General features: G+C 50.1%; 19 protein-coding genes. 9 read left to right on the forward strand and 10 right to left on the reverse strand.

From position 1 onward, the window contains the following. Window positions 1-9: 9 nt before the first annotated feature. Complete coding sequence (locus ACYVJQ_RS04465) at window positions 10-1,086, reverse strand: mannose-1-phosphate guanylyltransferase (RefSeq protein WP_460891860.1); 1,077 nt, start codon at window positions 1,084-1,086, stop codon at window positions 10-12. A gap of 1 nt (window position 1,087) precedes the next feature. Then, window positions 1,088-2,056 carry a KpsF/GutQ family sugar-phosphate isomerase gene (locus tag ACYVJQ_RS04470; RefSeq protein ID WP_460891861.1) on the reverse strand — a complete coding sequence of 323 codons (969 nt, stop codon included), beginning with the start codon at window positions 2,054-2,056 and terminating at the stop codon, window positions 1,088-1,090. 73 nt (window positions 2,057-2,129) lie between these two features. Between ACYVJQ_RS04470 and recQ the strand changes: the two genes are divergently transcribed. From recQ to ACYVJQ_RS04485, 3 genes are all read left to right on the forward strand, one after another. Continuing rightward, entirely contained in the window at window positions 2,130-4,307 is a 2,178-nt protein-coding gene (gene recQ, locus ACYVJQ_RS04475; RefSeq protein WP_460891862.1) for a DNA helicase RecQ, read from the forward strand. 171 nt (window positions 4,308-4,478) lie between these two features. After that, on the forward strand, window positions 4,479-5,783 hold the full coding sequence (gene purD / locus ACYVJQ_RS04480; protein WP_460891863.1) for a phosphoribosylamine--glycine ligase: 1,305 nt from the start codon (window positions 4,479-4,481) through the stop codon (window positions 5,781-5,783). A gap of 129 nt (window positions 5,784-5,912) precedes the next feature. Beyond that, window positions 5,913-7,202 carry an acetyl-CoA hydrolase/transferase family protein gene (locus ACYVJQ_RS04485; RefSeq protein ID WP_460891864.1) on the forward strand — a complete coding sequence of 430 codons (1,290 nt, stop codon included), beginning with the start codon at window positions 5,913-5,915 and terminating at the stop codon, window positions 7,200-7,202. A 175-nt stretch (window positions 7,203-7,377) separates the two neighbouring features. Here ACYVJQ_RS04485 and ACYVJQ_RS04490 read toward each other — a convergent pair whose 3' ends face one another. Next, window positions 7,378-7,794, reverse strand: coding sequence for a BrxA/BrxB family bacilliredoxin (locus tag ACYVJQ_RS04490; RefSeq protein WP_460893582.1), 417 nt, complete (start codon window positions 7,792-7,794; stop codon window positions 7,378-7,380). A 581-nt stretch (window positions 7,795-8,375) separates the two neighbouring features. Here ACYVJQ_RS04490 and rpsT point away from each other — a divergent pair. Further along, on the forward strand, window positions 8,376-8,633 hold the full coding sequence (gene rpsT / locus ACYVJQ_RS04495; RefSeq protein WP_048919543.1) for a 30S ribosomal protein S20: 258 nt from the start codon (window positions 8,376-8,378) through the stop codon (window positions 8,631-8,633). Between the two features lie 383 nt (window positions 8,634-9,016). On the opposite strand, the gene pyk is transcribed toward rpsT, so the two are convergent. Together pyk and ACYVJQ_RS04505 are read right to left on the reverse strand one after the other, a co-directional pair. Further along, window positions 9,017-10,447 carry a pyruvate kinase gene (pyk, locus tag ACYVJQ_RS04500; RefSeq protein WP_460891865.1) on the reverse strand — a complete coding sequence of 477 codons (1,431 nt, stop codon included), beginning with the start codon at window positions 10,445-10,447 and terminating at the stop codon, window positions 9,017-9,019. Window positions 10,448-10,450: 3 nt separating this feature from the next. After that, a complete protein-coding gene (locus ACYVJQ_RS04505; RefSeq protein ID WP_460891866.1) occupies window positions 10,451-10,876 on the reverse strand; it encodes an IPExxxVDY family protein in 426 nt (141 codons plus the stop codon). 177 nt (window positions 10,877-11,053) lie between these two features. Here ACYVJQ_RS04505 and ACYVJQ_RS04510 point away from each other — a divergent pair, with 177 nt between their 5' ends. The 5 genes from ACYVJQ_RS04510 (at window position 11,054) to ACYVJQ_RS04530 (ending at window position 16,354) form a co-directional block, all read left to right on the forward strand. Next, entirely contained in the window at window positions 11,054-11,290 is a 237-nt protein-coding gene (locus ACYVJQ_RS04510) for an acyl carrier protein (RefSeq protein ID WP_048919546.1), read from the forward strand. Window positions 11,291-11,368: 78 nt separating this feature from the next. Next, complete coding sequence (gene fabF / locus ACYVJQ_RS04515) at window positions 11,369-12,622, forward strand: beta-ketoacyl-ACP synthase II (protein ID WP_460891867.1); 1,254 nt, start codon at window positions 11,369-11,371, stop codon at window positions 12,620-12,622. Window positions 12,623-12,696: 74 nt separating this feature from the next. After that, a complete protein-coding gene (rnc, locus tag ACYVJQ_RS04520; RefSeq protein ID WP_460891868.1) occupies window positions 12,697-13,377 on the forward strand; it encodes a ribonuclease III in 681 nt (226 codons plus the stop codon). Between the two features lie 251 nt (window positions 13,378-13,628). Continuing rightward, a complete protein-coding gene (gene nadE, locus ACYVJQ_RS04525; protein WP_460891869.1) occupies window positions 13,629-15,494 on the forward strand; it encodes an NAD(+) synthase in 1,866 nt (621 codons plus the stop codon). A gap of 227 nt (window positions 15,495-15,721) precedes the next feature. Continuing rightward, window positions 15,722-16,354 (forward strand): HD domain-containing protein, encoded by a 633-nt coding sequence (locus ACYVJQ_RS04530; protein ID WP_460891870.1) that lies wholly within the window; start codon window positions 15,722-15,724, stop codon window positions 16,352-16,354. A 144-nt stretch (window positions 16,355-16,498) separates the two neighbouring features. Here ACYVJQ_RS04530 and ACYVJQ_RS04535 read toward each other — a convergent pair whose 3' ends face one another. The 5 genes from ACYVJQ_RS04535 to ACYVJQ_RS04555 form a co-directional block, all read right to left on the reverse strand. Continuing rightward, window positions 16,499-19,039 carry a TonB-dependent receptor gene (locus ACYVJQ_RS04535; protein ID WP_460891871.1) on the reverse strand — a complete coding sequence of 847 codons (2,541 nt, stop codon included), beginning with the start codon at window positions 19,037-19,039 and terminating at the stop codon, window positions 16,499-16,501. A 697-nt stretch (window positions 19,040-19,736) separates the two neighbouring features. Then, window positions 19,737-22,322 (reverse strand): TonB-dependent receptor, encoded by a 2,586-nt coding sequence (locus ACYVJQ_RS04540; protein ID WP_460891872.1) that lies wholly within the window; start codon window positions 22,320-22,322, stop codon window positions 19,737-19,739. 416 nt (window positions 22,323-22,738) lie between these two features. Then, complete coding sequence (locus ACYVJQ_RS04545) at window positions 22,739-23,506, reverse strand: LuxR C-terminal-related transcriptional regulator (RefSeq protein WP_460891873.1); 768 nt, start codon at window positions 23,504-23,506, stop codon at window positions 22,739-22,741. Between the two features lie 936 nt (window positions 23,507-24,442). Further along, window positions 24,443-25,210: a LuxR C-terminal-related transcriptional regulator gene (locus ACYVJQ_RS04550; protein WP_460891874.1), complete on the reverse strand. Its 768-nt coding sequence runs from the start codon at window positions 25,208-25,210 to the stop codon at window positions 24,443-24,445. A 459-nt stretch (window positions 25,211-25,669) separates the two neighbouring features. Next, window positions 25,670-25,993, reverse strand: a complete 324-nt coding sequence (locus ACYVJQ_RS04555; protein WP_460891875.1) for a 2Fe-2S iron-sulfur cluster-binding protein — start codon at window positions 25,991-25,993, stop codon at window positions 25,670-25,672. Window position 25,994 lies beyond the last annotated feature (1 nt).

Here is a 25,994-nt window from a genome sequence, read left to right on the forward strand (position 1 = left end):
CTGATTACGTTAAATGTAGTTCTGGCCTTTTATGGCTTTGGCATCAGACACAAAGTCCTTTACTTTCTGCTCCTCCTCGCGGCGGCAGATCATAAGAACATTGTCATGTTCGGCTACAATGTAGTTTTCCAGGCCCTGCAAGACTACTAATTGGTTCTGGGGCGTCTTTACAATACAGTTATGCACGTCATAGAGCAGCACGTTGCCGTCTACCACGTTCCCCTCCGGTGACTTCTCAGACAGGCTATAAAGTGAGTTCCAGGTGCCCAGGTCAGACCAGCCAAAATCGCCTAGAATCACATATACGTTGTTGGCTTTCTCCATAAGGCCGTAGTCAATGGAGATGTTGCGGCAGTGAGAGTACGCTTTATTGATGAAGGCCTCTTCCTGGTCAGTATCAAAAGCGGCATTGCCTTCTTCAAACGTTTCCGCCATGTCACTGAGGTATTCCCTGAAGGCCTGTAGAATGGTTTGGGCGTTCCAGATAAAAATACCGGCGTTCCAGACAAACTCGCCGCTGTCAATAAACATCTGGGCAATCTCCAGTGACGGTTTTTCTGTGAAGGTCTTTACCTTTTTAAGCACATGGTCAGTATCTGTCAGGAACTGGATATAGCCATAGCCGGTGTCTGGCCGGGTGGGTTTAATGCCCAGCGTGACTAAAATATTGGAGGTAGCCGTGGCTTGCAGTCCTTCCTGAATGCAACTTATGAAGGCCTCTTCGCGCAGGATCACGTGATCTGAGGGCGCGATCACGATGTTGGCGTTGGGGTTCTTCTTGGCAATCTTAAAACAGGCGTAGGCAATGCAAGGCGCCGTGTTGCGGCCAATAGGCTCCTGCAGAATCTGGTGCTCAGATAACTCAGGTAAATGTTCCCGTACCAGGGCGGCATAATCACGGTGCGTGACCACGTAAATATTCTCAGGAGGGCAAATTTTCCTAAACCGCTTGGCAGTGGTCTGGATCATGCTTTCGCCGGTGCCTAAGACATCATGGAACTGTTTGGGGTGGTGTACCCGGCTAAAGGGCCAGAAGCGGCTGCCAATTCCCCCCGCCATGATCACGACAAACGTATTATTGTTCATGTTATACAAGTCCTTCTTTAAGTAAGTCATGCAGGTGCACGAATCCTGCAAAGGTACCGCCTTTCGTGACAATTAACTGGGTAATGTTTTTTTGCTGCATGGTGGCCAGGGCTTCCACGGCGTAGGCGTCACAGTCAATGGTCAGCGGCGAAGGAGTCATAATGTCCTTGGCGATAATGCCAGAGAGGTTGTCAAAGTTAGAAAGCATGCGCCGTAGGTCACCGTCGGTGATGATACCGGTTAAGGTACCAACCTTATCCAACACGGCGGTGGCGCCTAATCTTTTGGAAGAGATCTCAATGATGATTTCCTTAAGGGTGGCGTCTTCCGTTACCTGGGGTGCGGCATTCAGGCTATAGATGTCCTCTACTTTCAGGTAAAGCTTTTTGCCAAGTGATCCGCCCGGGTGCAGGGCGCCAAAATCCTCTTTGCTAAAATCGCGGGCTTCCAGCAGGCAAACGGCCAGGGCATCGCCTAGGGCCAGGTGTGCTGTGGTGCTGGTAGTGGGCGCCAGGTTGTTGGGGCAGGCTTCGCGCTCAATGGTGGCATTTAACACAAAATCGGCCTGCTGGGCCAGGTAGGAATCAACGTTAGACACTAGAGCGGCTAGTTGGGTGCCCTTGCGTTTGAGTAGCGGCACCAGTACTTTTATTTCTGGGGTGTTGCCGCTCTTAGAAAGGCAGATCACGAAATCATTGGCCTGGATCATGCCCAGGTCCCCGTGAATGGCATCTGCGGCGTGCATGAACAGGGCCGGGGTGCCGGTAGAGTTAAGGGTGGCCACAATTTTGGCGGCTATGTTGGCGCTCTTGCCTATACCCGTTACTACCACTCTTCCGTGTAAATTCAGGATGGCCTGTACGCAGTGCTCAAAATCATCATTGATGTAGTCTGTTAGCTTAAGAAGGGCAGCAGCTTCTTCTTGCAAGACATTTTTTGCAATGCTTTTGATATTTTTCGTGATATTCAAGTTAGATTTGTATTAGACAAGACAACAAAAGGATAGTACTTATAACACTTGTTTGCAACAACAAGCTCTTTTCATGTTAGTAAAACAAGAATCATTAAAGGACAAATTAAAGGAAGTTTTCGGCTATAGTCAATTCAGGGGAAACCAGGAGGCGATTATCCAGAACATCATGGAAGGCAAGAACACGTTTGTGATCATGCCTACCGGCGCCGGTAAATCACTTTGCTACCAGTTGCCCGCCCTGGCAATGGAAGGTACCGCCATTGTGATCTCACCCCTTATTGCGCTTATGAAAAATCAGGTGGACCAGTTGAACGCCTTTGGGGTGAATGCCCAGTTCCTGAACTCCACACTCTCCAAAGCGGAGATGAACAAAGTGAAGAAAGAGACCGTGAGCGGTGATGTACGGTTATTGTACGTGGCCCCTGAGTCTTTAACCAAAGAAGACACCCTTGATTTCCTGCGCCAGGCCAAGGTTTCTTTTGTAGCCATTGATGAGGCGCACTGTATTTCTGAGTGGGGCCATGACTTTAGGCCTGAGTACCGCAAGATCAGGGGCATTATTGACAACATAGGCAACCTGCCTATCATTGCGCTTACGGCCACGGCCACCCCTAAGGTGCAGCTGGACATCCAGAAAAACCTGCAGATGGATGACGCCTCAGTGTTCAAGTCTTCTTTTAACCGTACCAACCTGTATTATGAGGTGCGGCCCAAGCACAACACCAAGAAGCAGCTCATCCAGTACATCAAGAAACACAAAGGAAAGAGCGGGATCATCTATTGCCTCAGCCGCAAGAAGGTAGAGGAGATTGCTGAGTTGTTGCAGGTGAATGACATTAAGGCCCTGCCGTACCACGCCGGCCTGGACGGAAACGTGCGCATGGCCAACCAGGACGCGTTCCTGAACGAAGACGTAGACGTGATTGTGGCTACCATCGCCTTTGGCATGGGCATTGACAAGCCAGACGTACGCTTCGTGATCCATTATGACACGCCTAAGTCCATTGAGGGCTACTACCAGGAAACCGGCCGGGGCGGCCGTGATGGCCTGGAAGGCAACTGCCTCATGTTCTACAGCTATGATGACATTGTCAAGCTGGAGAAATTCAGCAAAGACAAACCCGTAACGGAGCGTGATAATTCCAAACTCCTTTTGCAGGAAATGGCCTCTTACGCCGACTCTGCGGTTTGCCGTCGCCGGCAGCTTTTGCATTACTTTGGCGAGCAGTATGACAAAGACTGTGGTTTCTGTGACAACTGCGTGCACCCCAAAGAGAAGTTTGAAGCCGAGCAGGAACTCACCTATGCCCTGAAGGCCGTGGTGCAGACCAACCAGCGCTTCGGGATTGAGCATCTGGTCCATGTGCTTATCGGGCTGAAAGACCAATATGTAGAAAGCTACGGCCATGACCAGATAGAAGTGTTTGGCGTGGGCAAAGAGCAGGAACCCCAATTCTGGAACTCCATTGTGCGCCAGGCCCTGCTGTTTGACTACCTGGAGAAAGACATTGAAGCGTTTGGCGTGTTAAAACTCACCGAGAAAGGCGAGAAATTCCTGAAAAGCCCTCACGCCATCAAATTCTCCAAGGACCACAACTTTGACGAGGAAGTGCAGCAGGAAGAAGAGAAAGAGGAAACCCAGGCTGCGGCCGGGCATGACGCCGTTCTCTTTGACATGCTCAAGGCCCTGCGCAAGAAGTTGGCCAAGGACATGAACCTGCCGCCTTACGTGCTCTTCCAGGACCCGTCTATCAAAGAGATGGCCACTACCTACCCAACCACCAGAGAAGACCTGGCGCATATTGCCGGGGTGGGCATGGGCAAGGTGCAGAAGTTCGGGAAGCCATTCCTGGAGCTCATTGCCAAGTACGTGGAGGAGAATGACATTGTCACCGCCGCAGACGTGGTGGTGAAAACCACGGTGAACAAGTCAAAGCTCAAGATCTACGTGATTCAGCAGATAGACAAGAAAATGGACCTGGAGGAAATTGCCTCTTCTAAAGGTATTACCATGTCTGAGCTGATTGAGGAGATAGAGCACATCTGCTATTCCGGCACCAAACTCAACCTGGACTATTATATTGACGGGGTTCTGGATGATGACCGCCAGCAGGAGGTGATTGACTATTTCATGACCGCTTCTACAGACAGCATGGCCACCGCCATTAAAGAACTGGGCACCGATGATTACACGGAGGACGACCTACGCCTGATGCGCATCAAGTTCCTCTCAAAGTACGCCAACTAAAAAATGGACGTGGTTCTATAGAAAAATGAAAAGCAGGTGTGTGAGCACCTGCTTTTTTGTTTCCTTTGTAAACCTCTCTGTTTTGGGCCTGTTTTCCTGAAAACAGGCCCAAAACAGAAAAACACCTATTTGTATTGCCTGGGCAATGGCCCGGGTCTTAACCATGATAGTATGAATGTTCTGATTATTGGAGCGGGTGGCCGCGAGCATGCCTTGGCCTGGAAATTGGGTCAAAGCCCTTACAGTGAGCATATTTACGTGGCCCCCGGTAACGCCGGAACAGCCCAGGTAGCGACCAACGTAGATATTTCCATCACCAACTTTGAAGAGCTGGCCAAATTCGCGACCGATTTCAACATTATGATGCTGGTGGTGGGGCAGGAGGCCGCGCTGGTAGAAGGAATAGCCGATTACTTCGCCGAGAAGGAATACCTGAAGCATATTCTGGTGGTAGGGCCTTGCAAGGCCGGCGCCCAGCTGGAGGGTAGCAAAGATTTCTCCAAGCAGTTTCTTCTAAAGTACGGCATTCCTACGGCCCGTTACCAGACCTTCACCGCCGAGACCCATGACCAGGCTTTGCAGTACCTGCAGGCGCATGCGTACCCCGTGGTACTAAAGGCAGATGGCCTGGCTGCCGGAAAAGGGGTGGTCATTGCCAAGGATTATGAAGAAGCCAGTTTCGCACTTACGGGCATGCTCAAGCACCACAAATTCGGTGCCGCCGGCCATAAAGTGGTGATTGAAGAGTTTCTGCAAGGGATTGAGCTCTCAGCATTTGTCTTGACCGATGGCCAGGAATACGTAATGCTGCCCGAGGCTAAGGATTACAAGCGGATTGGCGAGGGTGACGTGGGCCTGAACACGGGCGGAATGGGCGCCGTCTCGCCGGTGCCGTTCGCTAATGAGGCCTTCATGCAGAAAGTGCGCGAACGCGTCATAGAACCTACTTTAAAAGGCCTGCAGCAAGAAGGCATTCCTTACAGTGGATTCCTGTTCATTGGCCTCATGAATTACAACGGTGACCCCTTTGTGATTGAATACAACGTGCGCCTGGGCGACCCGGAAACCGAAGCGATTCTGCCCCGCATCAAATCAGATCTGTTTGAGTTGTTCAAAGCCCTGCATGACCATGAACTGGGGCAATACCAAATTGAGGTAGACCCGCGCTCTGCTACCACCATCTTCCTGGTTTCTGGCGGGTACCCCGAGGAATACGAAACAGGCAAGGTGATCAGTGGCTTAGATAAGGCGCTGCCCGAGGACACGCTTTGTTTTCATGCCGGCACCAAGCAGCAACAGGATGGCAGCGTGGTGACAGATGGCGGCCGCGTGATTGCCGTGACCGGATTAGGCCTGAACATGGAAGAAGCCCTCAAGAAAGCCAACGCCGCCGCCGCCCAGGTCAAGTGGCAAGGCCGTTACTTCAGGCATGACATTGGGTTTGACCTGAAGAAATTGCCCGCTTCCAAGTTTTAGCGTTCAGCTGGGGCCCAGATAGCGGGGTCTAAAATGACAAAGGCCGGTAATGTTACCGGCCTTTGTCATTTTAGACCCCAAGCAGGAGCCTGACCTTTGTGGTAGAAGCAAGAACCTTATTTCATTCCCATGATACCGCCTCCAGGTCCTGACTATACCACTGCCGAAGAAGCAGTAAAGCTGATAAAATCTGGTGACCGTGTGTTTGTGCACGGGGCCGCCATGACTCCGATCCGGCTCATAAACGCATTATCAGCGCGCGGCGAAGAACTCCGGGACGTGGAGGTCATGCATGTGCACACAGAGGGCCCGGCACCCTACACCCAGCCGGAGCACAGTGGCCATTTCAGAACCAATGCCTGCTTTGTAGGGAGTAACATCCGGTCAGCGCTGGTGGCAGGAACGGCAGATTATATTCCTATTTTCCTGAGTGAGATATCCTTCCTGTTCCGGCGTAATATTCTGCCCCTGGACGTGGCCCTTGTACAGGTGTCGCCGCCAGATAAGCATGGGTTCTGCACGCTGGGGTCTTCTGTAGACGTGGCTTTGTCTGCGGTAGAAACCGCCAAGATTCTGATCGCCCAGGTAAACCCGCGGGTCCCGCGCTCACACGGTGACGGAGTGGTGCACATTAGCAGGTTCCAGGCTAAGGTATGGGTAGAAGAACCCCTTATTGGTCATTGCAGCAAGGCCCCAGGCCAATTAGAGGCGCAGATTGGTAAACTGGTGGCAGAACTGGTAGAAGACGGGGCAACGCTCCAGATGGGCATAGGCGGAATTCCAGACGCGGTGCTGGCGCAGTTAGGCAACCACAAAGATTTAGGCATCCATACAGAGATGTTCTCAGATGGCATTATCCCGTTGGTGGAGAAAGGGGTGATTACCGGGGCCAGGAAGAAAATCCTGAAGAACAAGATTGTCTCCTGCTTTGTGAACGGCTCCCAGAAAGTGTTTGACTTCCTGGATGACAACCCCATGGTGGTCATGAAGGAAGCCGCTTATACCAATGACACCGCTATTATTCGGCAGAACCCCAAGGTGACGGCCATCAACAGCGCCATAGAGGTAGACCTTACCGGCCAGGTCTGCGCCGACAGCATTGGAACGTACCAATTCTCTGGGGTAGGTGGCCAAATGGATTTCATGCGCGGGGCCGCCCTCTCTGATGGTGGTAAACCCATCATCGCGCTGCCTTCCATCACCAGCAAAGGCACCTCTAAGATCGTGAGCATGCTGCAGGCAGGCGCCAGCGTTACCACCACCCGGGCGCACGTACGCTATATTGTCACCGAGTTCGGCATTGCCGATTTATATGGCAAGAACCTGCGGCAGCGGGCCAGGGAACTGATTAGGATCGCGCACCCCACGCACCAAGCGGAATTAGAGCGTTTGGCCTTTGAGCGGTTCAAGGTTCTTTAATTGTTGATTGCTGGTTGCTGATTGTTTATTGTTTGATCAGCAATGAACAATCAGCAACCAATAATGAACAATCAACTATAAATACGTTTTAAGCCTTTTTTTCTAAAAACGGCCCTAAAACAGAAAGGCCTGACTTTTTACGGTCAGGCCTTTCTGTTTTAGGAAACCGGGCTGCTTAGCAGTACTCCTGGAAAGCGCCTTGCAGGTTGTCTACAATACGGGTAAGGTCGTTGCCTTCAATGTGGTGGCGTTCAATCATGTGTACCAATTCACCGTCTTTGAATAAGGCAATGGAGGGTGAGGAGGGAGGGTAGGGCAGCATAAACTCACGGGCTTTGGATACGGCGTCTCCTTCCATACCGGCAAACACGGTTACCAGTTTGGCGGGTTTTTGGTCAGTGCTGGCCACTGCCATTTTAAGGGCTGGGCGGGCCTTGGCGGCGGCACAACCACACACAGAGTTGATGGCTACCAATACGGTGCCTTCTTTTTGGTTTAATACAGCCTCTACTTCTTCAGGGGTCATTAACTGCTCAAAACCAGCAGAGGTAAGGTCTTCCCGGATAGGGGCTACCATATATTCAGGGTACATTGCCATGGGTACAGATACTATTAAGGTGAATTCTGTTTATGCCGTAAAATTACGAAATCAAGGGCAAAACACCACACCCACCTTTCTGGTTTCCAAAAGGATAGTTATTCTTTGCCCGGAAACTGGTCTGGCTTTGATAAAGAGCGGGAACGGACCTGACAAGTGAGTGGCGGTGTAAGGGAAATTTGGAAGAGAGAAAGCCTGTAAATTGGCCGTAGTTTTTCTGCCTCAAGCAAAAAGGTAAACGCGGGGTTACCTCTAAAAAAGCAATATTGTTAAGTAGCTCTCTGGACGAACTTTTCCAGGCGGCACGGTCTGCCTTAGGAGCCCGTCAAGGCAAATGTGGAAACCTTTCTTAAAACTTTTGTGGCAAAGCTAGAACCACATTTGCAGAAATGTTACCTTTGCAGGGCAAAACGGGGATCAAGGCCCATTTGCCGTTGCATGCTCCTTGCATAGGGCAGAAACAAGCGGACCCGGATTAAATTTTAAGGAAGTTTCTTGGAATTTAAGGGGCAAGCTTGTAGTTTTGCAAACTCATTTAGAATCAGAGTCAAAAGCATTTATCTATATTCACAACCATGGCTAACCATAAGTCAGCATTAAAGAGAATCAGATCTAACAACGCGAAACGCTTGCTGAATCGCTATCAGGCGAAAACTACCCGTACCTTTGTAAAGCGTTTAAGAAACACAACCGACAAAGCTGAGGCGCAAGAGCTGTTCAAGACGGTATCTGGTATGCTGGATAAGCTGGCCAAGAAAAATGTTATCCACAAAAACAAAGCGGCCAACAACAAATCAAAGCTGGCTAAATTTGTAAATAGCTTAGCTGCCTAGTTTCTTTAGGTAGTATTTACCGTTCTTGGGTAAACCATTAGAAGCCTTGCTATATGCAAGGCTTTTTGTGTTGGGGCAATTTCTGTTTTAAGCCCACTTTTTGAAAAGTAGGCTTAAAACAGAAAGGATGAAGAGTAGTGGTTTCGTTTATCCTAGGTGAGCTTTCGGGCTATTTTGGCTACTCGTGAAGGCTGTAAGGTGTAAGGTTGCCTGAACGGAAAGTCTTGCCTGTGGCTATAAAAGCACAGAAGATTTAGGCGTCGCCCCTACGCAGAATCTAAATCACCTTAACCATATTAAAAGAAGAAGGCCAGTCTCTCTAAGGAAACTGGCCTTCTTCTTTTATAAAAAGTCTGGCTACTAAATCTAGCAGCTACCGTCTTCTAATGGACAATGCTCAACTTGATCATGTTGGCACGTTTCTTCTCCATTACCGGCATAGAACCGATGTTGATGAACACGTCACCTCTTTCCAGGTGGCCTTCGCGCAGCAGAATCTCCTTCAGGTCAGAGATGGTGTCATCTGTAGACACGAAACGGTCATAGTAGAATCCTCTAATGCCCCAAACCAGGTTTAGAGTGTTCAACAGCGCGCGGTTATCGGTGAAAATGAAGATATGCGATTTGGGGCGGTGCTTGGCCAGTTGGAAAGCAGTGTAGCCAGATTTGGTCAAGCCGATGAGGGCCCGGGCGTTCGTGTCGCGAGCCAGGCCTACGGCGCTGGCTACTACAGTGTCATTAAAGAACGTGTCAGCCTCTGGGTTATAGACAAAGTTGCGGTGAAACACCTCGGCCTGCGACTCTACAGACTGGATGGTGCGGTTCATGCTCCGGATGGTCTCAATAGGGTAGGCACCGGCGGCAGTCTCTGCGCTCAGCATCAAGGTGTCAGCCCCGTCCATAACGGCGTTGGCAATGTCATTGGTCTCGGCGCGGGTAGGGCGCGGATTGGTGATCATGCTTTCCATCATCTGGGTGGCAATGATCACGGGCTTGCCAATGGCTTGGCATTTCTCCACAATCATCTTCTGTAGCATAGGCACTTCTTCCATGCCTATTTCTACCCCAAGGTCACCACGGGCCACCATGACGGCGTCTGTAGCTTCAATGATAGAGTCAATGTTCCGGATGGCTTCAGGTTTCTCTACCTTGGCAATCACGCGGGTGTCTTTGCCGCGCTCGGCAATAATGCGCTTGATCTCATGGATGTCTTCTACCTTGCGCACAAAGGAAAGCGCCACCCACTCCACGTCATTATCTAACCCGAAGTGCAGGTCCTGAATGTCTTTCTCGGTAAGGGACGGGGCCGTTACTACGGTGTCTGGCAGGTTAATGCCTTTGCGGGGTTTTACCACGCCACCGTATACTACCTCCGTCAAAACTTCTTTGTCGCCGTCGGTGCTGATAACGGTCAGTTCCAGTTTGCCATCATCAATCAGAATGGCGTCACCAGGGCGAACATCATGCGCCAGGCGCAGGTAACTGGTAGATAGGCGGGTTGAAGTGCCTACAGATTTATCGCAGACAATGGTTACTTGCTGGCCGGCCACAATTTCTACGGCTCCGTTCTCAATGTCGTTCAAACGGATCTTGGGGCCCTGTAAGTCCTGCACCAGGCAGATATTAAAACCTTCTTCGGCGTTGATGGCCCGTACGGCCTCAATTACCTTTAAGTGCTCTGGATGGGTGCCGTGAGAAAAGTTCAGGCGGAAAACGTCTACCCCTTCCTGAATTAGGGCGCGAAGGCGCTCAGGGGTGTTGCTGGCGGGGCCAACAGTGGCAATAATCTTGGTTTTGTTGAAATGGATAGCCATGCGCTAAAAAAGCAGGTTTTCTTTAAAACGTAAACAATGTGGGTCAAAGGAGCGCACGTACTGCACCAGCGGTACGGCGTTTAGGGTTTGGAGGAGTTCTTGCTGTAAATGGGTGAGCCCGCCAGTTATCTGAATAACGTAGTCATACTCTTTAATATCTGGAACCAGAAAAGGAGAGGCCAGCGTGCTGGTGCCCACAGACCGGTTGCGCAGCAAGCGTAGGGTGCCGTGGTCGGCGCGGTGCAGGTAGTTAGAAATAACCAAACGGCCCTTATGCAGAAAGTCAATGCAGAGGTCGGCTTGTTTTACCAGCCGTATCTTAAAACATTGGTTAAGGGCCCAGGCCAGGGTATACTCTTTACTAGAAGAAACCACCCCGTAAAGATTGAAATCAAAATCATGTTCTATGTCTAGACGGAAAGATTTCATGGAATGGGGTACTCTGTTGTGAAGTTGGTAATTAGGATGGCAAGTTAAAGAAGGGAATTGGAAACACAAGTACCCGTTACAGAAATGTGCCATAATAAAACTATTGCGCACAATTTGTTTGACATTGTGTTGCCAAATCTATTTCTTTGCATTGTGTTTTAAAAAACTTCTAAAAAAATGTCAGAAATCGCAGAAAAAGTAAGAGCTATCATTATTGACAAATTAGGCGTTGAAGAATCTGAGGTAACGCCTGAGGCTAGCTTTACAAACGACCTGGGTGCCGACTCTCTTGATACCGTAGAATTGATCATGGAATTTGAGAAAGAATTCAATGTGTCTATTCCAGATGATCAAGCTGAGAATATTGCAACGGTAGGCCAAGCGATCAGCTACCTGGAAGAGCACGCAAAATAGTTTTTGCACCTTCTCCTTTTCTTTTATTGATCCAATTTTACCTATTCAATACAGGTTCTTTCCCTCTACTAGCAGCGTATGGAGCTTAAGAGAGTTGTCGTGACTGGCCTTGGTGCAATTACCCCCCTGGGGATAACTGTTTCTGAATACTGGAACGGCCTTGTGAACGGAGTGAGTGGGGCAGCGCCCATTACTCGCTTTGACGCATCAAAATTCAAAACCCAATTTGCCTGCGAAGTAAAAGGGTATGATCCGGAGCAATACTTTGAGCGTAAAGAGGCCCGCAAGATGGACCTCTTTACGCAATTTGCTGTTATTGCCGCCGACCAAGCAGTGAAAGACGCCAATCTGGAGGATGAGTCTCTGGACAAAGACCGCATTGGCGTAATCTGGGGCTCCGGCATTGGCGGACTCCGCACCTTCCAGGAAGAGTGCGTGAACTTTGCCAACGGTGACGGTACCCCACGCTTCAATCCCTTCTTCATTCCCAAAATGATCGCCGACATCAGCGCCGGTCATATCTCTATTAAATACGGGTTCAGAGGTCCCAACTTCGTAACTGTGTCTGCGTGTGCGTCTGCTACCAACGCGCTTATTGACTCTTATAACTATATCCGGTTGGGTATGGTAGATATTGTCATGAGTGGTGGTTCTGAGGCAGCCGTAACCGAGGCCGGAGTAGGTGGTTTCAATGCCCTGAAAGCCCTATCTGAGCGCAACTCATCTCCAGAGACCGCTTCCCGCCCCTTTGACAAAGACCGTGACGGTTTTGTGCTGGGTGAGGGAGCCGCGGCCATTGTGCTGGAAGAGTATGAGCACGCCAAAGCCCGAGGTGCTAAAATCTACGCCGAGATTATTGGGGGCGGCATGTCTGCCGATGCGTACCACATCACCGCGCCGCACCCTGAGGGGTTAGGCGCCTTGAACGTGATGAAAAACGCGTTGAAAGATGCCGGCATCAAACCAGAGCAAGTAGACTACATCAACGTGCACGGCACATCCACACCACTGGGTGACGTAGGAGAAGCCAAAGCCATTGAGGCTGTTTTTGGCGAACATGCCTATAACCTGAACATTAGCTCTACCAAGTCAATGACCGGTCACCTTCTAGGGGCAGCCGGCGCCATTGAGGCAGTAGCATCTATCCTGGCTATCCAGAATGGTATTGTTCCGCCTACCATCAACCACTTTACAGATGATGAGCAGTTTAATCCTAAGCTGAACTTCACCTTTAACAAAGCACAGGAGCGCGAGGTAAACATTGCCTTGAGCAACACCTTTGGGTTTGGAGGCCACAACACATCTGTGATTTTCAAAAAGTTCAGTGAGTAGTGTTGAGCCCGATCAGACCGGTCTTTCGCGCAATCAATAAATTCTTTTACAAAGATAAGGCCTTTGTCAATGCCGTGACCCATATTACGGGCATGGCACCTGACAACCTGCACCTGTACCAATTGGCGTTCACGCACACATCCTTTGTGCGCCAGAACCTCAAGGGCAACCAGGAAACCAATGAGCGCCTGGAGTTTCTGGGAGACGCCATTCTAGGGTCAGTCATTGCCGAATATCTTTTCAAAAAGTACCCCTACAAAGACGAAGGTTTCCTCACCGAGATCCGGTCCCGCATGGTGAACCGGGAGTCTCTGAATAGCCTGGCCGTAAAGGTTGGGCTTAACTCGTTGATCAAGGTAGACAACATCTCTGGGGTAACCCGGCACAAGTTCATTAACGGCAATGCCTTAGAGGCTTTGGTTGGCGCCGTTTACCTGGACAAGGGCTATGAAGACACCAAAAGCTTCATCCTAAAGAAACTGGTCAAGCCCCATTTTGACCTGCACCAACTCACCACTACCACCAGCAACTTCAAAAGCAAGCTCATTGAGTGGGCCCAGGGTCAGAACCGTAGCATTAGGTTTGAGATTGTAGGGCAGAAGCAATCTGGCAGCACCACTGAGTTTACCGCCGCCGTGGTGGTAGATGATGACATCATTGCCTCTGGCAGCGGCCTCTCCAAAAAGAAAGCCGAGCAAGCCGCCGCCGAAAAAAGCATGGAAGTGCTCAAGGCGGCTGGTACCCAACTCCCGTAACCCTTTTCTGTTTTACCCCTCTTTTCCTGAAAGCAGCCCCAAAACAGGCTGGCTAGAATTGCTGTGCCCTAGGAAAGCCAATCCTCCTTCTTTCCCTTTTCGAGCGCCCATTTCCCGGCAAAGAATTGCTTCTGCCGGTAAGGTTCTTAGTTTTGCAGCAGCCAGAGGCCTTGCTTGAGCAGGGCCAACAGGCACTATTCTAACTTGAGGCCCTATTCCTGCGTTAGAAAGGCCATTAACTGATCTACACTATGAAACTTGCCGGCGCCGCCCTTAACCAGACTCCCCTTGACTGGGATAATAACCTACTTAACATCAAAACGGCCATTGAGCAGGCCAAAGCACAGCAGGTAGATATTCTTTGCCTGCCAGAGATGAGTATTCCCGGGTATGGCTGCGAGGACCTCTTCCTGAGTGAGTGGTTCCCCGCTGAGTGTTTTGAGAAGCTGTTGGAGATAAAGGAGTGGTGCGAGGGCGTGATTGTCTGCGTGGGCCTGCCTATCCGGCTGAACGGCATTACCTACAACACCGCCTGCGTGATTAGAAACAAGGAGATTGTAGGCTTCACGGCCAAGCAGTTCCTGGCCAATGACGGCGTGCATTATGAAACCCGCTGGTTCAGCTCCTGGCCAGCCAACACGGTGCAAGACTTTGAGATGCTGGGCCAGACCTACCAGATAGGCGATATCATCTATGAGCACCAGGGCGTAAAGTTTGCCTTTGAGATCTGTGAAGACGCCTGGCGCAATGAGAACCGACCCGCCTACCGGCACAAGCCCAAGGGCGTGCAACTCATCATCAACCCCAGCGCCAGCCACTTTGCCATGAGCAAGACAGACGTGCGCTACCATTTGGTGGTAGATGCCTCTAAGCAGTTTGAATGCACCTACCTGTACGTGAACCTGCTGGGCAATGAGGCGGGTAAGATGATCTATGACGGCGAGATCCTGATCGCGCAGAACGGCAACGTGGTGCTACGTAACCAATTGCTTTCCTTCAAGAGCGTGGACTTTGAGTGTGCTGAGGTTTCTTTTGACGCCCCGCTGCCCGTGGTAGACGTGACGCCCTTGCCGCCGGTAGATGAGAATGTAGAGTTCATTTCGGCTATCACAGTGGCTCTGTTTGACTATCTGCGCAAAAGCCGCAGCCGGGGTTTTGTGCTGTCGTTGAGCGGCGGCGCCGATTCTTCTTTGGTGGCGGTGGCCGTGGCTGAGATGGTGCAACGCGCGGTGAGCGAGATTGGCCTGGAGGAATTTGTGCGCAAGACTAACTGCTGCACCCCCAATGAGCTTTCTGACTTTAAACAACTTTCCGGGAAAGAGCTTAGGAATGCGTTGGTAGGTAAACTGCTGGTCACCGCCTATCAGGGTACGGTCAACTCCTCAGACAACACTTTCCAATCGGCGCAGGAACTGGCCAGGTCTATTGGGGCAGTCTTCTACCACTGGGGTATTGACGAAGAGGTAAGAAGCTACCAAGGCAAAATTGAGCACGCCATCGGCCGTAGGCTTACCTGGGAACATGATGATATCACGCTGCAGAACATACAGGCCCGCGTTCGGGCCCCCGGCATTTGGATGCTGGCTAACCTGAATAATTCGCTGTTGCTGGCCACCTCTAACCGGTCAGAGGCCTCAGTGGGTTATGCCACCATGGACGGGGACACCGCCGGAAGTATCTCACCTATTGCAGGCGTTGACAAAGCCTTTGTGCGGCAGTGGCTAGTGTGGGCCCAGAAAGAGCTGGGCTATGAAGGCCTGCAGTATGTGAACAACCTACAGCCTTCGGCGGAGCTAAGGCCCCTGGCCAATACCCAAACCGATGAAGAGGACCTGATGCCGTACCCACTCCTGAACCAGATTGAGCGTATGGCTTTTTATGACCGCCTGTCTCCGCAGCAGGTATTCAGCAACCTGCGGGGCACGTACCCAGATGAGCAATTAAAAGGCTTTGTACAACGGTTCTACACCCTCTGGAGCCGCAACCAGTGGAAACGCGAACGCTACGCCCCGGCCTTCCACTTGGATGACTACAACGTAGACCCGCGCAGCTGGCTTAGGTTCCCTATTCTAAGCGGAGGCTTTAGGGAAGAGTTGAGTGAAGTAGGCATTAGATAACCTGGTGAACTTCTGCTTCTGTTATGGGCCTGTTTTTTAGAAAACAGGCTCAAAACAGAAGCAGAAGTTTTTTGTGTCAGATTTTACTTTTGGCCCAGGTTGCCGTCTATATCTGTGGTTTGGCGTGGGGAGCAAAATCTTGTTTTAAAGGCGTTTTTCAAAAAACAGGCCTAAAACGTGACCTGCCTTGGTGAAGGAGAAATGCCCAATAGAACCTAGAAACGTACATGGAACAGCTGCAATGCCCCCCTTCCTTTAATGCGCTGGAGCAGAAAGCCTGGGCCTTTGCCGTAGAGGCGCACGGGGAGCAGCAGCGCAAGTTCAACTTTGAGCCTTATGTGCGGCACCTGGAGCGCGTGGCTCAGACGGTGATGGCCTACGGCGGAACCACCGGCATGGTCATGGCCGCCCTGCTACATGACGTGCTAGAAGATACCCCTGTCACCGCCCCAGAAATGGAGGCCTTCCTTTCCGAAACATGTGCCGGTACCATCACTAACCCTGCCGAGGTGCTACAGATGGTGCTTGACCTCACCGACCAGTTTACAAAAGCCCAGGCCCCGGGCCATAATCGCAAACGCCGCAAGGAAATGGAACGCCAGCGGCTGGCCGCTATTTCGCCGCGCGCCCAGACCATCAAACTCGCTGATATCATTGACAACACTCGGGACATCATTGCCTATGACCTTAGCTTCGCCCGCGTGTATGTTCCTGAGATAGTAGCAGTACTGGAGGTTTTGAAACAGGCAGAGCCGTTCCGGCTGTATTTGTTGGCCTGCTATGAGGCCCAGAAAGCACTGTACCTATTGGAAGACCAGAGAGCCAATACCAGTCAGCAAGAAGAAGAGTTGGGTTTCTAAGGCGTTTTTAGAAAAGCAGGGCCAAACCAGAAATCCTCTGGTGGAGTCGTGATTAAGTGTCAATACATGGGTTTATGCATCAGTACAAAAAAGAAGCACCCGTAAAGCGGGTGCTTCTTCTATTATAATTCTACTAAATAAACCTTAGTTGGACTCACCAGCCTTGGCGTCATCATTTCTGATGGACTTCTTGCTGCGGCGCGGCTGCTGGTTCATCTCCATTTTCCCGAAACGGTAAGAGAAGCTCAAACGCACGCCTCGGTTGTAGTTCTGGTTGATGCTGTTCTGCTCAAAATTGTTGTTGGCCAATTCTGAGGTGAACTTGATGGATTTGGAGAAGGGGTTGTCTACGCCCAGGCTCAAGGTGCCTTTCTTTTTCCAGAGTTCCTGCCGGATGCTAAAGCTGGAGAAGTAGTAACCAGAGAACTTGCCTTGGATGGTAGGTCTAGGGGAGCTGTAGTTCCCGAAGAACTGGGCCGCCAGGCCTTTGCCAAAGTCATAGCCGGTATTCACGTTCACGTTGTACTGCCAGGCGGCGTTGTTCTGGAAGGAACTCTTCAGGTTAATGTAGTTCAGGTTAAGCGACCCGCCCACATTCCATTTAGGCATAGGCTTGGTGTTCCCTGAAAGGCTCAGCCCGTAGGTGGCGTTTTTACCAATATTGCTGTAGGTGGTGTAGGCCACACCCTGTTTTTGCCAGGTAGCCTCATTAATAGGCAAAGCCCCCGGTTCCCCCACAATGTTCCGGATAGACTCAATGGCGTTGTTGGTCTGGCGCCAGTACACAGACATATTGATGGAGCTGGTCTTAAAGTAGTTACTGTAGCCTACCTCATAGGAGTGCGTCAGTTCCGGCTCCAGCTCAGGATTCCCGAAGGAAACGTTCTTGGGGTCTGTCTCATTCACATACGGGTTCAGGTACCAGATCTGTGGGCGTTGAATCCGCTGAGTGTACCCCACCCGGAAGGTGTGGCTCTTAATAGTGCGCGACAACATCACGTTAGGGATGAAGTTGCCATAGGTGTCTTTAAAGGACGGACGGAAAGGCGCCAGGTAATTGCCCTGCAGGTTGGTATACTCATAGCGGGCGCCGCTTTTTACATTGTAGTTCTTAGCCAGTTTAAAGCCGTAGGAAGCGTAGGTAGAATACACGTCTTGGTCATAGGTGAAGGCATTGGGCTCCGCTTCCTCATTGGGGTTACCGGCGAAGGTTCTGCGGTAAAGGGCGTCACTTTCGGCGCGGCGCAAGATGGCTTTGGTCCCTATCTCCAGCATCGTCTTGTTCTGGAACGGGTGGGTGTAGTCTACCTGTAGGGTTGCCTCACGGCTAGCGCCCTCATTGGTGTTGCGCAGGGTTTGCAGTAACCTGGGGTTGCCGCTGTAGCGTTGCAGAATGTCATTGTCCTGGTTTGAGCTGTTGTCCATGCTGCCCTTGGTCCACTGGCCCAGCACGGCTAGTTCTTGCTGCGGCTTAAAGATATGGGTGTAGCCCATGTTCAGGTCCAGGGAACGGTTTCTGTTTTTGCTGCTGGTAGAAGACTGTAGTTCCTCGGTGCCGTCTTTGTAGGTGGTAAGCGAATGCTGCCCGCCTCTGTTGTTGAAGTTTCCCTGGTACAGGTTCACACCCGCCGAGATGCTGTTGGTGGAATCCAGGTCGGCGTCAAAGCCCACTTGGCCAAATACCCCGCCGCCTTTTCTGCTGGAAGAGCCATTCTGGGTAAGGGAGCTGGAAAAGCCTTCTCCAGATGACCCTGATTTGATGAAACGCTCTAACTCGCTTTCATTTTTATTGTTGTACTGCTGGTGCGTGCCCAGGTTGGCGTTGAAGCCTATTTTGCCGCGGCGCACGTTCACGTTGGTGTTGCCATTGGCGCTGCGGTTACCCACTGAGGTGCTCACGCTTCCGTTTACGCCCGTGATGGAGTTTTTCTTGGTGATGATGTTAATGATGCCGGCGGTGCCTTCGGCGTCATATTTGGCCGAAGGGCTGGTGATTACCTCAACCGTCTTGATCATGTCTGAGGGAATCTGCCGCAGCGCGTCTGCCACGCTGTTGGCCATGATGCTGGAGGGCTTGTTGTTGATGAGCACCCGCACGTTAGAGGAGCCGCGCAGCTGCACGTTACCGTCTAAATCTACCGTAAGCGAAGGTACTTTCTTGAGCACGTCTGAGGCGTTACCCCCAATGTTGGTGATGTCCTGCTCGGCGTTGTACACCATGCGGTCTACTTTGTCTTCCACCAGCGGTTTTTCCCCTACCACGGTTACTTCCTTGAGTTTATTCTGGACAGGTTTGAGCGTAATGTTGCCTAGCACCAGTTCATTCTCCTTGTCAGAAAGCGTAACGCCCGGGCGCGAAACAGTTTCATACCCAATAAAGGAAACCGACACGGAGTAAGTACCAAAAGCCACCCTTGACAGGGTGAACCGCCCACGGTCATCCGTCACGGTGCCGTCTATGGGTTTGCCGGTAGCCGTACTAACCAAAGAAACCGTGGCGAATTCTACTGGTTTTGAGGTAGAGGCATCTGTGACCACCCCGGTGATTTTGCCGGTAGCCATCCGCTGTCCGCCGCCGCCCGCTGCTGTGGCGGTTGAGGGAAGGGGAAGATGTGAGGACGTTTGGGCCAGAAGGCAGGCGGCCGAAGCCAGACCCAACAGGGCCGTAAGGAAAAGGTGACGCATGAAAGAGTTTTTCAAGAAAGGTTATAGAAGGATAGAAGTATAGAATATGCTGGTATAAAAGGCTTTTCAGCTATTGAATAAGGTGAATTCGGCTGGCGAAATCACCTGGGAAAGTTTTGGGATAGGAGCGGCGGAGGTGAAGGAAAGAAATAGAATCTTTGATAAGAATAGGTAAGTAAACTATGGACAATGATTTAAGGTGATGGTTGCACCCTTATTTCCTGAATAAGGCTTTTCTTCTGAAAAAAGCTAAACCCACCCATTAGTAGCCCAATTCAGTAGTTTATTACAAAGCATTCTGCCTCTGGTTTCTGCGGTAGGCTCTAGGTCCTGAACCTGGGCGTAAACGGCGGTAGTCTGTTAGCAGAAGTAGTGGCACAAGTCTATCATTATATAAGTAGGTAATGGTGCAAATTAATGTTTTGGTAAGCTTAGGTCCTTGCAGGTTCTAATAGAAACTACCTTATCTGAACTGGGAAATAAGCGGGGTTCATCTTTTTATACTGCTACCTCAGAAGGTGTTGGTATGGTAACGGGCCTAAATATTCAAGTATTGTATATAGTGAGTTTAATATTTCTAATCCCCAAGTACCTCCTTGCGTTTTGAGCACGTTTTTGGAAAAACAGGCCCAAAACGGAAAAAGAAAAGGCGATGCCATTGCTGACACCGCCCTTCTTCACTAACTAAACCTAACTCTTACTGAACGCCTGCGCCGGTATCACCCTGCTTGGCGTCGTCATTCTTTATGGATTTCTTGCGGCGCGGCGGTCCTTGCTGCTGCAACTTGCCAAAGCGGTACTCAAAGCTCATTCTAAAGCCGCGGTTGTACTGCGTCACCAAGGCGTTGGTGCTGAAAGGAAGGCCAGTGGTTTGGTTGTAGCCTGCCATCTGATTCTCAAACTTAATGGCTTCCCTGAACGGATTGTCCATGCCCAAGCTGATAGAGCCTTTCTTCTCAAACAGCTCTTTTCTGATGGCCAGGTTATGATTAGAGAAAGAGGAGTTCTGCCCTTGCAAGGAAACCCTGCGGGAGTTGAACCCGCCAGAGAACTGTGCACTAATTCCTTTCCCAAAGGTATAGCCCGAGCTCACGTTGATGTTGTACATCACCCCGGAGTTAGAGGCGAACGGCGCGTTCAGCTCCACATAATACACGTTCACGTTTCCGTTCACGTTCCAGGCCGGCACCGGTTTGGTAGAACCAGAAAGCGTTATCCCGTAAGTTTTATTCTTGGCGATATTATTGAAGGTCACAAACGTAGTGTCATTGGTTACCTGAGAGATCTGCTCAATGGCATTGTCTGTAATGCGCATATAGGCGGCGGCGTTGAAAGAGGTAGTCTTGAAGAAGGTGCTGTAGTTCAGTTCATAAGAATCTGTTAGCTCAGCATCCAGTCTGGGGTTACCAAACACCACCAGGTTAGGTCCCTGCTGCTGGCGGTACGGGTTCAGGAAGAACAACTGGGGCCGCTGTATACGCTGGGTAAAGGTGGTGCGCAACTTCATGTTGGGCTTTAAATCATATGCCAGCGTGATGTTGGGGATGAAGTTGTCATAGTTGGTGGTGAAATCCTGGGCGGGGTTCACAAAATCACCAGCCACGTCTGTGTACTCATACCGGCCACCAAATTTCAGGGCGGTTTTCTTGTTCAGGTTAAACCCATAAGACAGGTAAGAGGCTAATACGTTCTGGTCATAGGAGAAATCGCCGTTCAGGTCTACGCCGTTGTAGAGAGACTCACTGGACACATCGCGCAGAATGCCTTTGGCCCCGATTTCCAGCAGGGTGTTTTTGGGCATAGGGTGGGCGTAATCTGCCTGGAAAGTGAGTTCCTGGTTAAGACCTTCGTTTTCATTGAGGGTAATGGCGCGTACCGGACCTTCCATCTCATATCTGGTCTGGTTTACGTTGTTGTCTTGCTGGGTTTGGCTGTACAGGGCCAGTAATGTCAATTCCTGCTGTGGTTTTTTGAACAGGTGGGTATAGTCCAGGTTCAGGTCCATGCTCAGGCGCTTGTTGTTGTTCTTCATAGACAGGCGGTACTGGTCCAGCAACCTAGGTTGGGTAAAGCCGGTTTTTCCTTCGTTCTGGTCTGCCTGGCTGAATTCTGCCTGTTGGTGCGACCGCAATTTAAAGCTTCCCGAGTTCACGCGTATGCCGGCAGACAGGGTGTTCTTTTCATTGATGTCATAATCCAGGCCTAATTGCCCAAACCCAAACATGCCGTCTACTGTGCTGGTGCCAAGCTGGCTGGTGGTATTCTCAGTGATGCGTTCCTTCTCAATGAACAGGGTATTGGGGTTGTCGCCTTCTTCCTGAAGTGTTTTGGGGTTGTCTTTGTAAATGGCCTGGTTGATCTGGGTCATGTCCATGCCGCCTTTGCTGTAGAAACGGTTGGCGCCGGCGTTCACGTTAACCCCTATTTTGCCCTGCTTCATGCTGAGGTTGGTATTGCCGTTGCTGGAACGGGTACCACCGGTCAGGGAAACCGAGCCAGTTACTCCTTGCAGGCTGTTTTTCTTAGTGACGATGTTCACAATGCCGGCCGTTCCTTCGGCATCATACTTTGCGGAGGGGCTTGAAATCACCTCTACACTCTTGATCACGTCGGCGGGGATCTGCTTGAGCGCGTCTGCCACGCTGCCCGCCATCACGGTAGATGGCTTGCCGTTAATAAGTACGCGCACGTTTGAGGAACCGCGCATCTGTATGTTGCCGTCCTGGTCCAGGGCAATGGAAGGCACTTTCTGCATCACGTCGGCGGCGGTGCCTCCGGTATTGGTCAGGTCCTTGTCGGCGTTGTACACTAACCGGTCTACTTTGTCTTCAATGAGGGGTTTTTCACCCACTACGGTTACTTCCTGAAGCCTGGTCTGCGAAGCAGCCAATAAAATACGGTTCAGGTTGGCTTCCTGGTCTTGCCCGGAAATGGTGACGTTTTTCAGTTCCTTGGTGTCAAAACCGATAAAACTGATGTTAAGCGTATAACTGCCGTTGGCTACCCGGTTGAGCGTGAAACGGCCTTTTTCATCGGTAACGGTGCCATCAACGGTCTTGCCGCTGGCATTGATAAGGGCAATGGTCGCAAACTCTACGGGTTTGCTGGACGCAGAGTCCACCACCACACCGCTTATTCTGCCGTTTCCTTGCGGGGCAGGGGCCGATGGAAGGCCGGCGCCTTGCGGGGCCGCCGACGCAGGCCGGGTAGTGGTGGGAGCCTGTGCCCAAAGTGGGGCAGAAGAGGCGCAGCTTAAAAGGGTAAGCAGTAACAGCTTTTTCATAAAGGTGTAAAAGGAAATAAGTAGCTAGGTTGCCAGGGAGAGGGAAGGCCACAGGGAATTTTCAACCCCTCCAGCCAGATACCCTTACCTGAACAATTGAAGCATTAGTATGTTTGCGCAGGAGAATATTACAGCCGTTAAGACAAAAAGAAATGTTTTAACAAAACCTTAACTTCTGCAGGAAAAAGCAGGAAAAAAGAAAACAGAGAGGCAATGGCCGGTAAGGAGCCCGGCGGAAAGTGGGGAAAAAAGTAAAATAGGACCTTAAACACCTGCCCTAGACGCACATCTGCCCACTGACTGGGGCAACCACAGGTAGGGTCTTAGGCTGAAACAACAGCGGGAGGAATGAACAAAAAACAGAGACCCCGGCTAATTTGCCCCCGGTGAAGAAAGGGAGGGAGCCTTTTGGCAAGCTACACCCAGCCTTCTTTAATGGCTTTGGCCACCAATTCAGAAGAGCTGGCTACCTGGGCTTTGGCCAGAATGTTTTTACGGTGGGTATTGACGGTGTGCATGCTTATGTGCAGCTCCTCGCTTATTTTGCGACTGGGTTTGCCGTCAATGACCATGCCCAGGACTTCTTTTTCGCGCTTGCTTAGCACTTCCTTCTGCGGAGAGAAGGCTTGTTTAGGTTTTACGTCTATATAGGAGGGTTCCCCCTCCATCCCTATGAAGGAGAGCATGGGTTTGCCTTCCAGTTTAAGATGCGTAATGTCTGTGTGCATGCCCAGTGCCCGCAGCGGCAGGTGTGCCTCTTCCCCAACTTGGGCACAAACCGACTGTTGGAGAATCCTGAGGTAATTTCCATCTGCATGTTGGAGACGGTAATCATATCTAACTTTATACTTAAGGCATTTCTCAGGGGCCATTTGTTTGAAGAAATCCACCTTGGTGGCCTCAAAGTTCAGGAAGAAAGGCCGGTCTTCGGGGTGGATTTTCTCCACCATAAAAGGAACAGTGAATTCCTCTGGTTGGTACCCCAGGATAGTGCTCATGTTCTCGCTTACATATTCAATGGAAGCCTCTAGGTTATTGAATATAAAATAATAGTAGTCCCCTAGGTGAAAGGTGTTCATCAGGCGCTTGTGGATCCTCAACTCCAAGTCTAAGGGGCGGTGAGAGGAGTCTTCATGGATAGCCTGCCATATTTTTTTTGCTTCGTCGTAAATTATAAATTCCATTATTGAATTTAGGTATTTTATGCTTTAGTTAATAATGACCAATGGTCCGCCTTATTCCTTTTTTATCATTATTTTATGAATAGTAATGGCGCTTTTGTTACTGATCTGGGTATGCCAATCAGACAATGCTAAGTCTAATAATAAAAAACAGGAGCAGGATTTTCAGCCCGATTTACGGAGATTAAACCCAAAATAGAAGGGTTGTTTTTATGAGTCTCAGGCAAAATCCTGATCTTGAGGAAGTTCCTGGTGCTTGTGCCGTATTAAAAAGGAAACCTGCTAGAGGGGGAAGAAGCAGAAAACCACCAACCCTTCTAATTTAAAGATAGAAAGCGGTTTTAGCAATAATTCATTCACTTCCATTGAAAGGGTAGACGGCTGACCCGCAAATCAGATTAGGACTTTCCTGAGAAAGACACTCTAAAAGAAGCCCTGGCTGGAATACATACAGCTGGGGCTTTTATATAGGTATTCAGGGGCTTAGTGGTTGGCCATAAGCTGAAGTACAGTGTCATCCAGGTCTGGGGTGATCTTTAACAGGCAGGATAGGCGGCTGCCGTCCCGCATGTTGGGCAGGCTCTCCAGCATGTACAGGTCGTCATCAGAGGGCTCTGGTAAGGCAGGGGGCCTCTACCAGTTCCACGTGGCAGGTAGCGCAAAGGGCCAAGAGGTATACATAGTAAAAGAATATTTTCATGCGCTTTTCAGGAGAAACCCAAAGAGGCAAGGTAACAGGCTGCTACAGGAACTACCCTTGCTACTATTTAACCTGTAGGCAGCGGGGATAAAGCTCCCTTCTCCCTCACCTGCGAGGGCTGCCTTTAGGTAAAGACAATTATTTTTAGCTAAAACTCTTAGTTTGGGTGATAAACTTCTTGTTTCCCTGCTGTGGCAGGTGCCAGCGCTTGCGGGGAGGCTCAGGTTATGGCCTTACCGTTACACCCAGCCTTCTTTAATGGCTTTGGCCACCAATTCAGAAGAACTGCCAACCTGGGCCTTGGCCAGAATGTTTTTACGGTGCGTATTGACGGTATGCATACTAATGTGCAACTCTTCACTTATCTGGCGGCTGGGTTTTCCGGAAATAATCATGGCCAATACTTCCTTTTCCCGTTTGCTTAAGACCTCCTTCTGCGGAGAGAAAGCCTGCTTTGGTTTTACGTCAATATAGGAGGGCTCGCCTTCCAGGCCAATAAAAGAAAGCATGGGCTTGCCCTCTGGCTTCAGGTGTGAAATGTCTGTGTGCATGATAAGGCTGCGCATGAGGCTGCCCTTTACATCACCTACCTGGAAGAAAATGCTTTGCTGGAGAATTCTGATATACTCGCCGTCTGCCTTCCTTAGCCGGTAATCATACCGTACCTTATACTTCATGCATTTCTCTGGCTCCAGTTGGTTGTAAAACTCTACCAAGGTGGCCTCAAAATTCAAAAAGTAAGGAAGATCCTCGGGGTGAATCCTTTCTATGGCGAAGGGAGTGGTGAATTCTTCGGGTTGGTACCCTAAAATAGACGTGATACTCTCATTCACATATTCAATCGTAGCGTTGGTGCTGTTGAATATGAAGTAGTAATAATCCCCGGCCTGAAAGATGTTAAACAGTTTTTTATGAATCTCTAGCTCGCGCTCCAAGGCTGGGAGAGCAGAACCTTTATTGATTTCTCTCCAGATTTTCTTCGCTTCATCATAAACTATTAATTCCATAGACAAGGTAGTTATTACTATTCTTTCTGGTATAAATGGCACAAAGCCGTTTTTATTATTCTATAAATATTTAATATTTCTAATCTTTGGATAAGTAGTATGAGTTATCCGCCCCTTAGAGAGTAACAAGACAGAACAGTTAAACACTTTTTACTCTTTTTTTTGCCTTCCCAGAGCCTTTTTGCAAAATATTTGTAAGCTGTTGACAGAGAAGAGGTTTAAAAAGCCGAAGGTTTAAGCAAATTCTGAAGTTCTTTTCACTTTGGTTGATTTTTGGATGTCAAGACCCTAATATAAAAATAGTAAGTGGTTTTAGCAATAATTCCCGCGGTATATATATAATTGTAAGGATGGTGAAAAAAATGGTTTAGGACTATTTTTATAAAAACGCCTCTAAAACGAAAAAGCCCCGGAGGTAGGAGTTCTACCGCCGGGGCTTCAAAACAAGAGTAGTTTGATTTAGTGGTTAGCCATAAGCTTAAGCACCGCCCCGTCCAGTTCTGGGGTTATTTTGATCTGGCATGAAAGGCGACTGCCATCCCGCAGATTGGGTAGGTTTTCCAGCATGTACAGCTCGTCATCAGAAGGTTCTGGCAAAGCAGGAGATTTGACCAGTTCCACGTGGCAGGTGGCACAGAGGGCCATGCCGCCGCAGGTAGCCATAATATCAAACTCATTCGCCTTAAGGCCTTCCATCAGGCTCAGGCCCATATCTGTGGGGAGAGAAACGGCAACCCGGTCACCGGCCTCATTTTCTACGTAAACAGTGATGTCTTCTTGCATG

It is taken from the genome of Rufibacter soli (genome assembly GCF_054781795.1).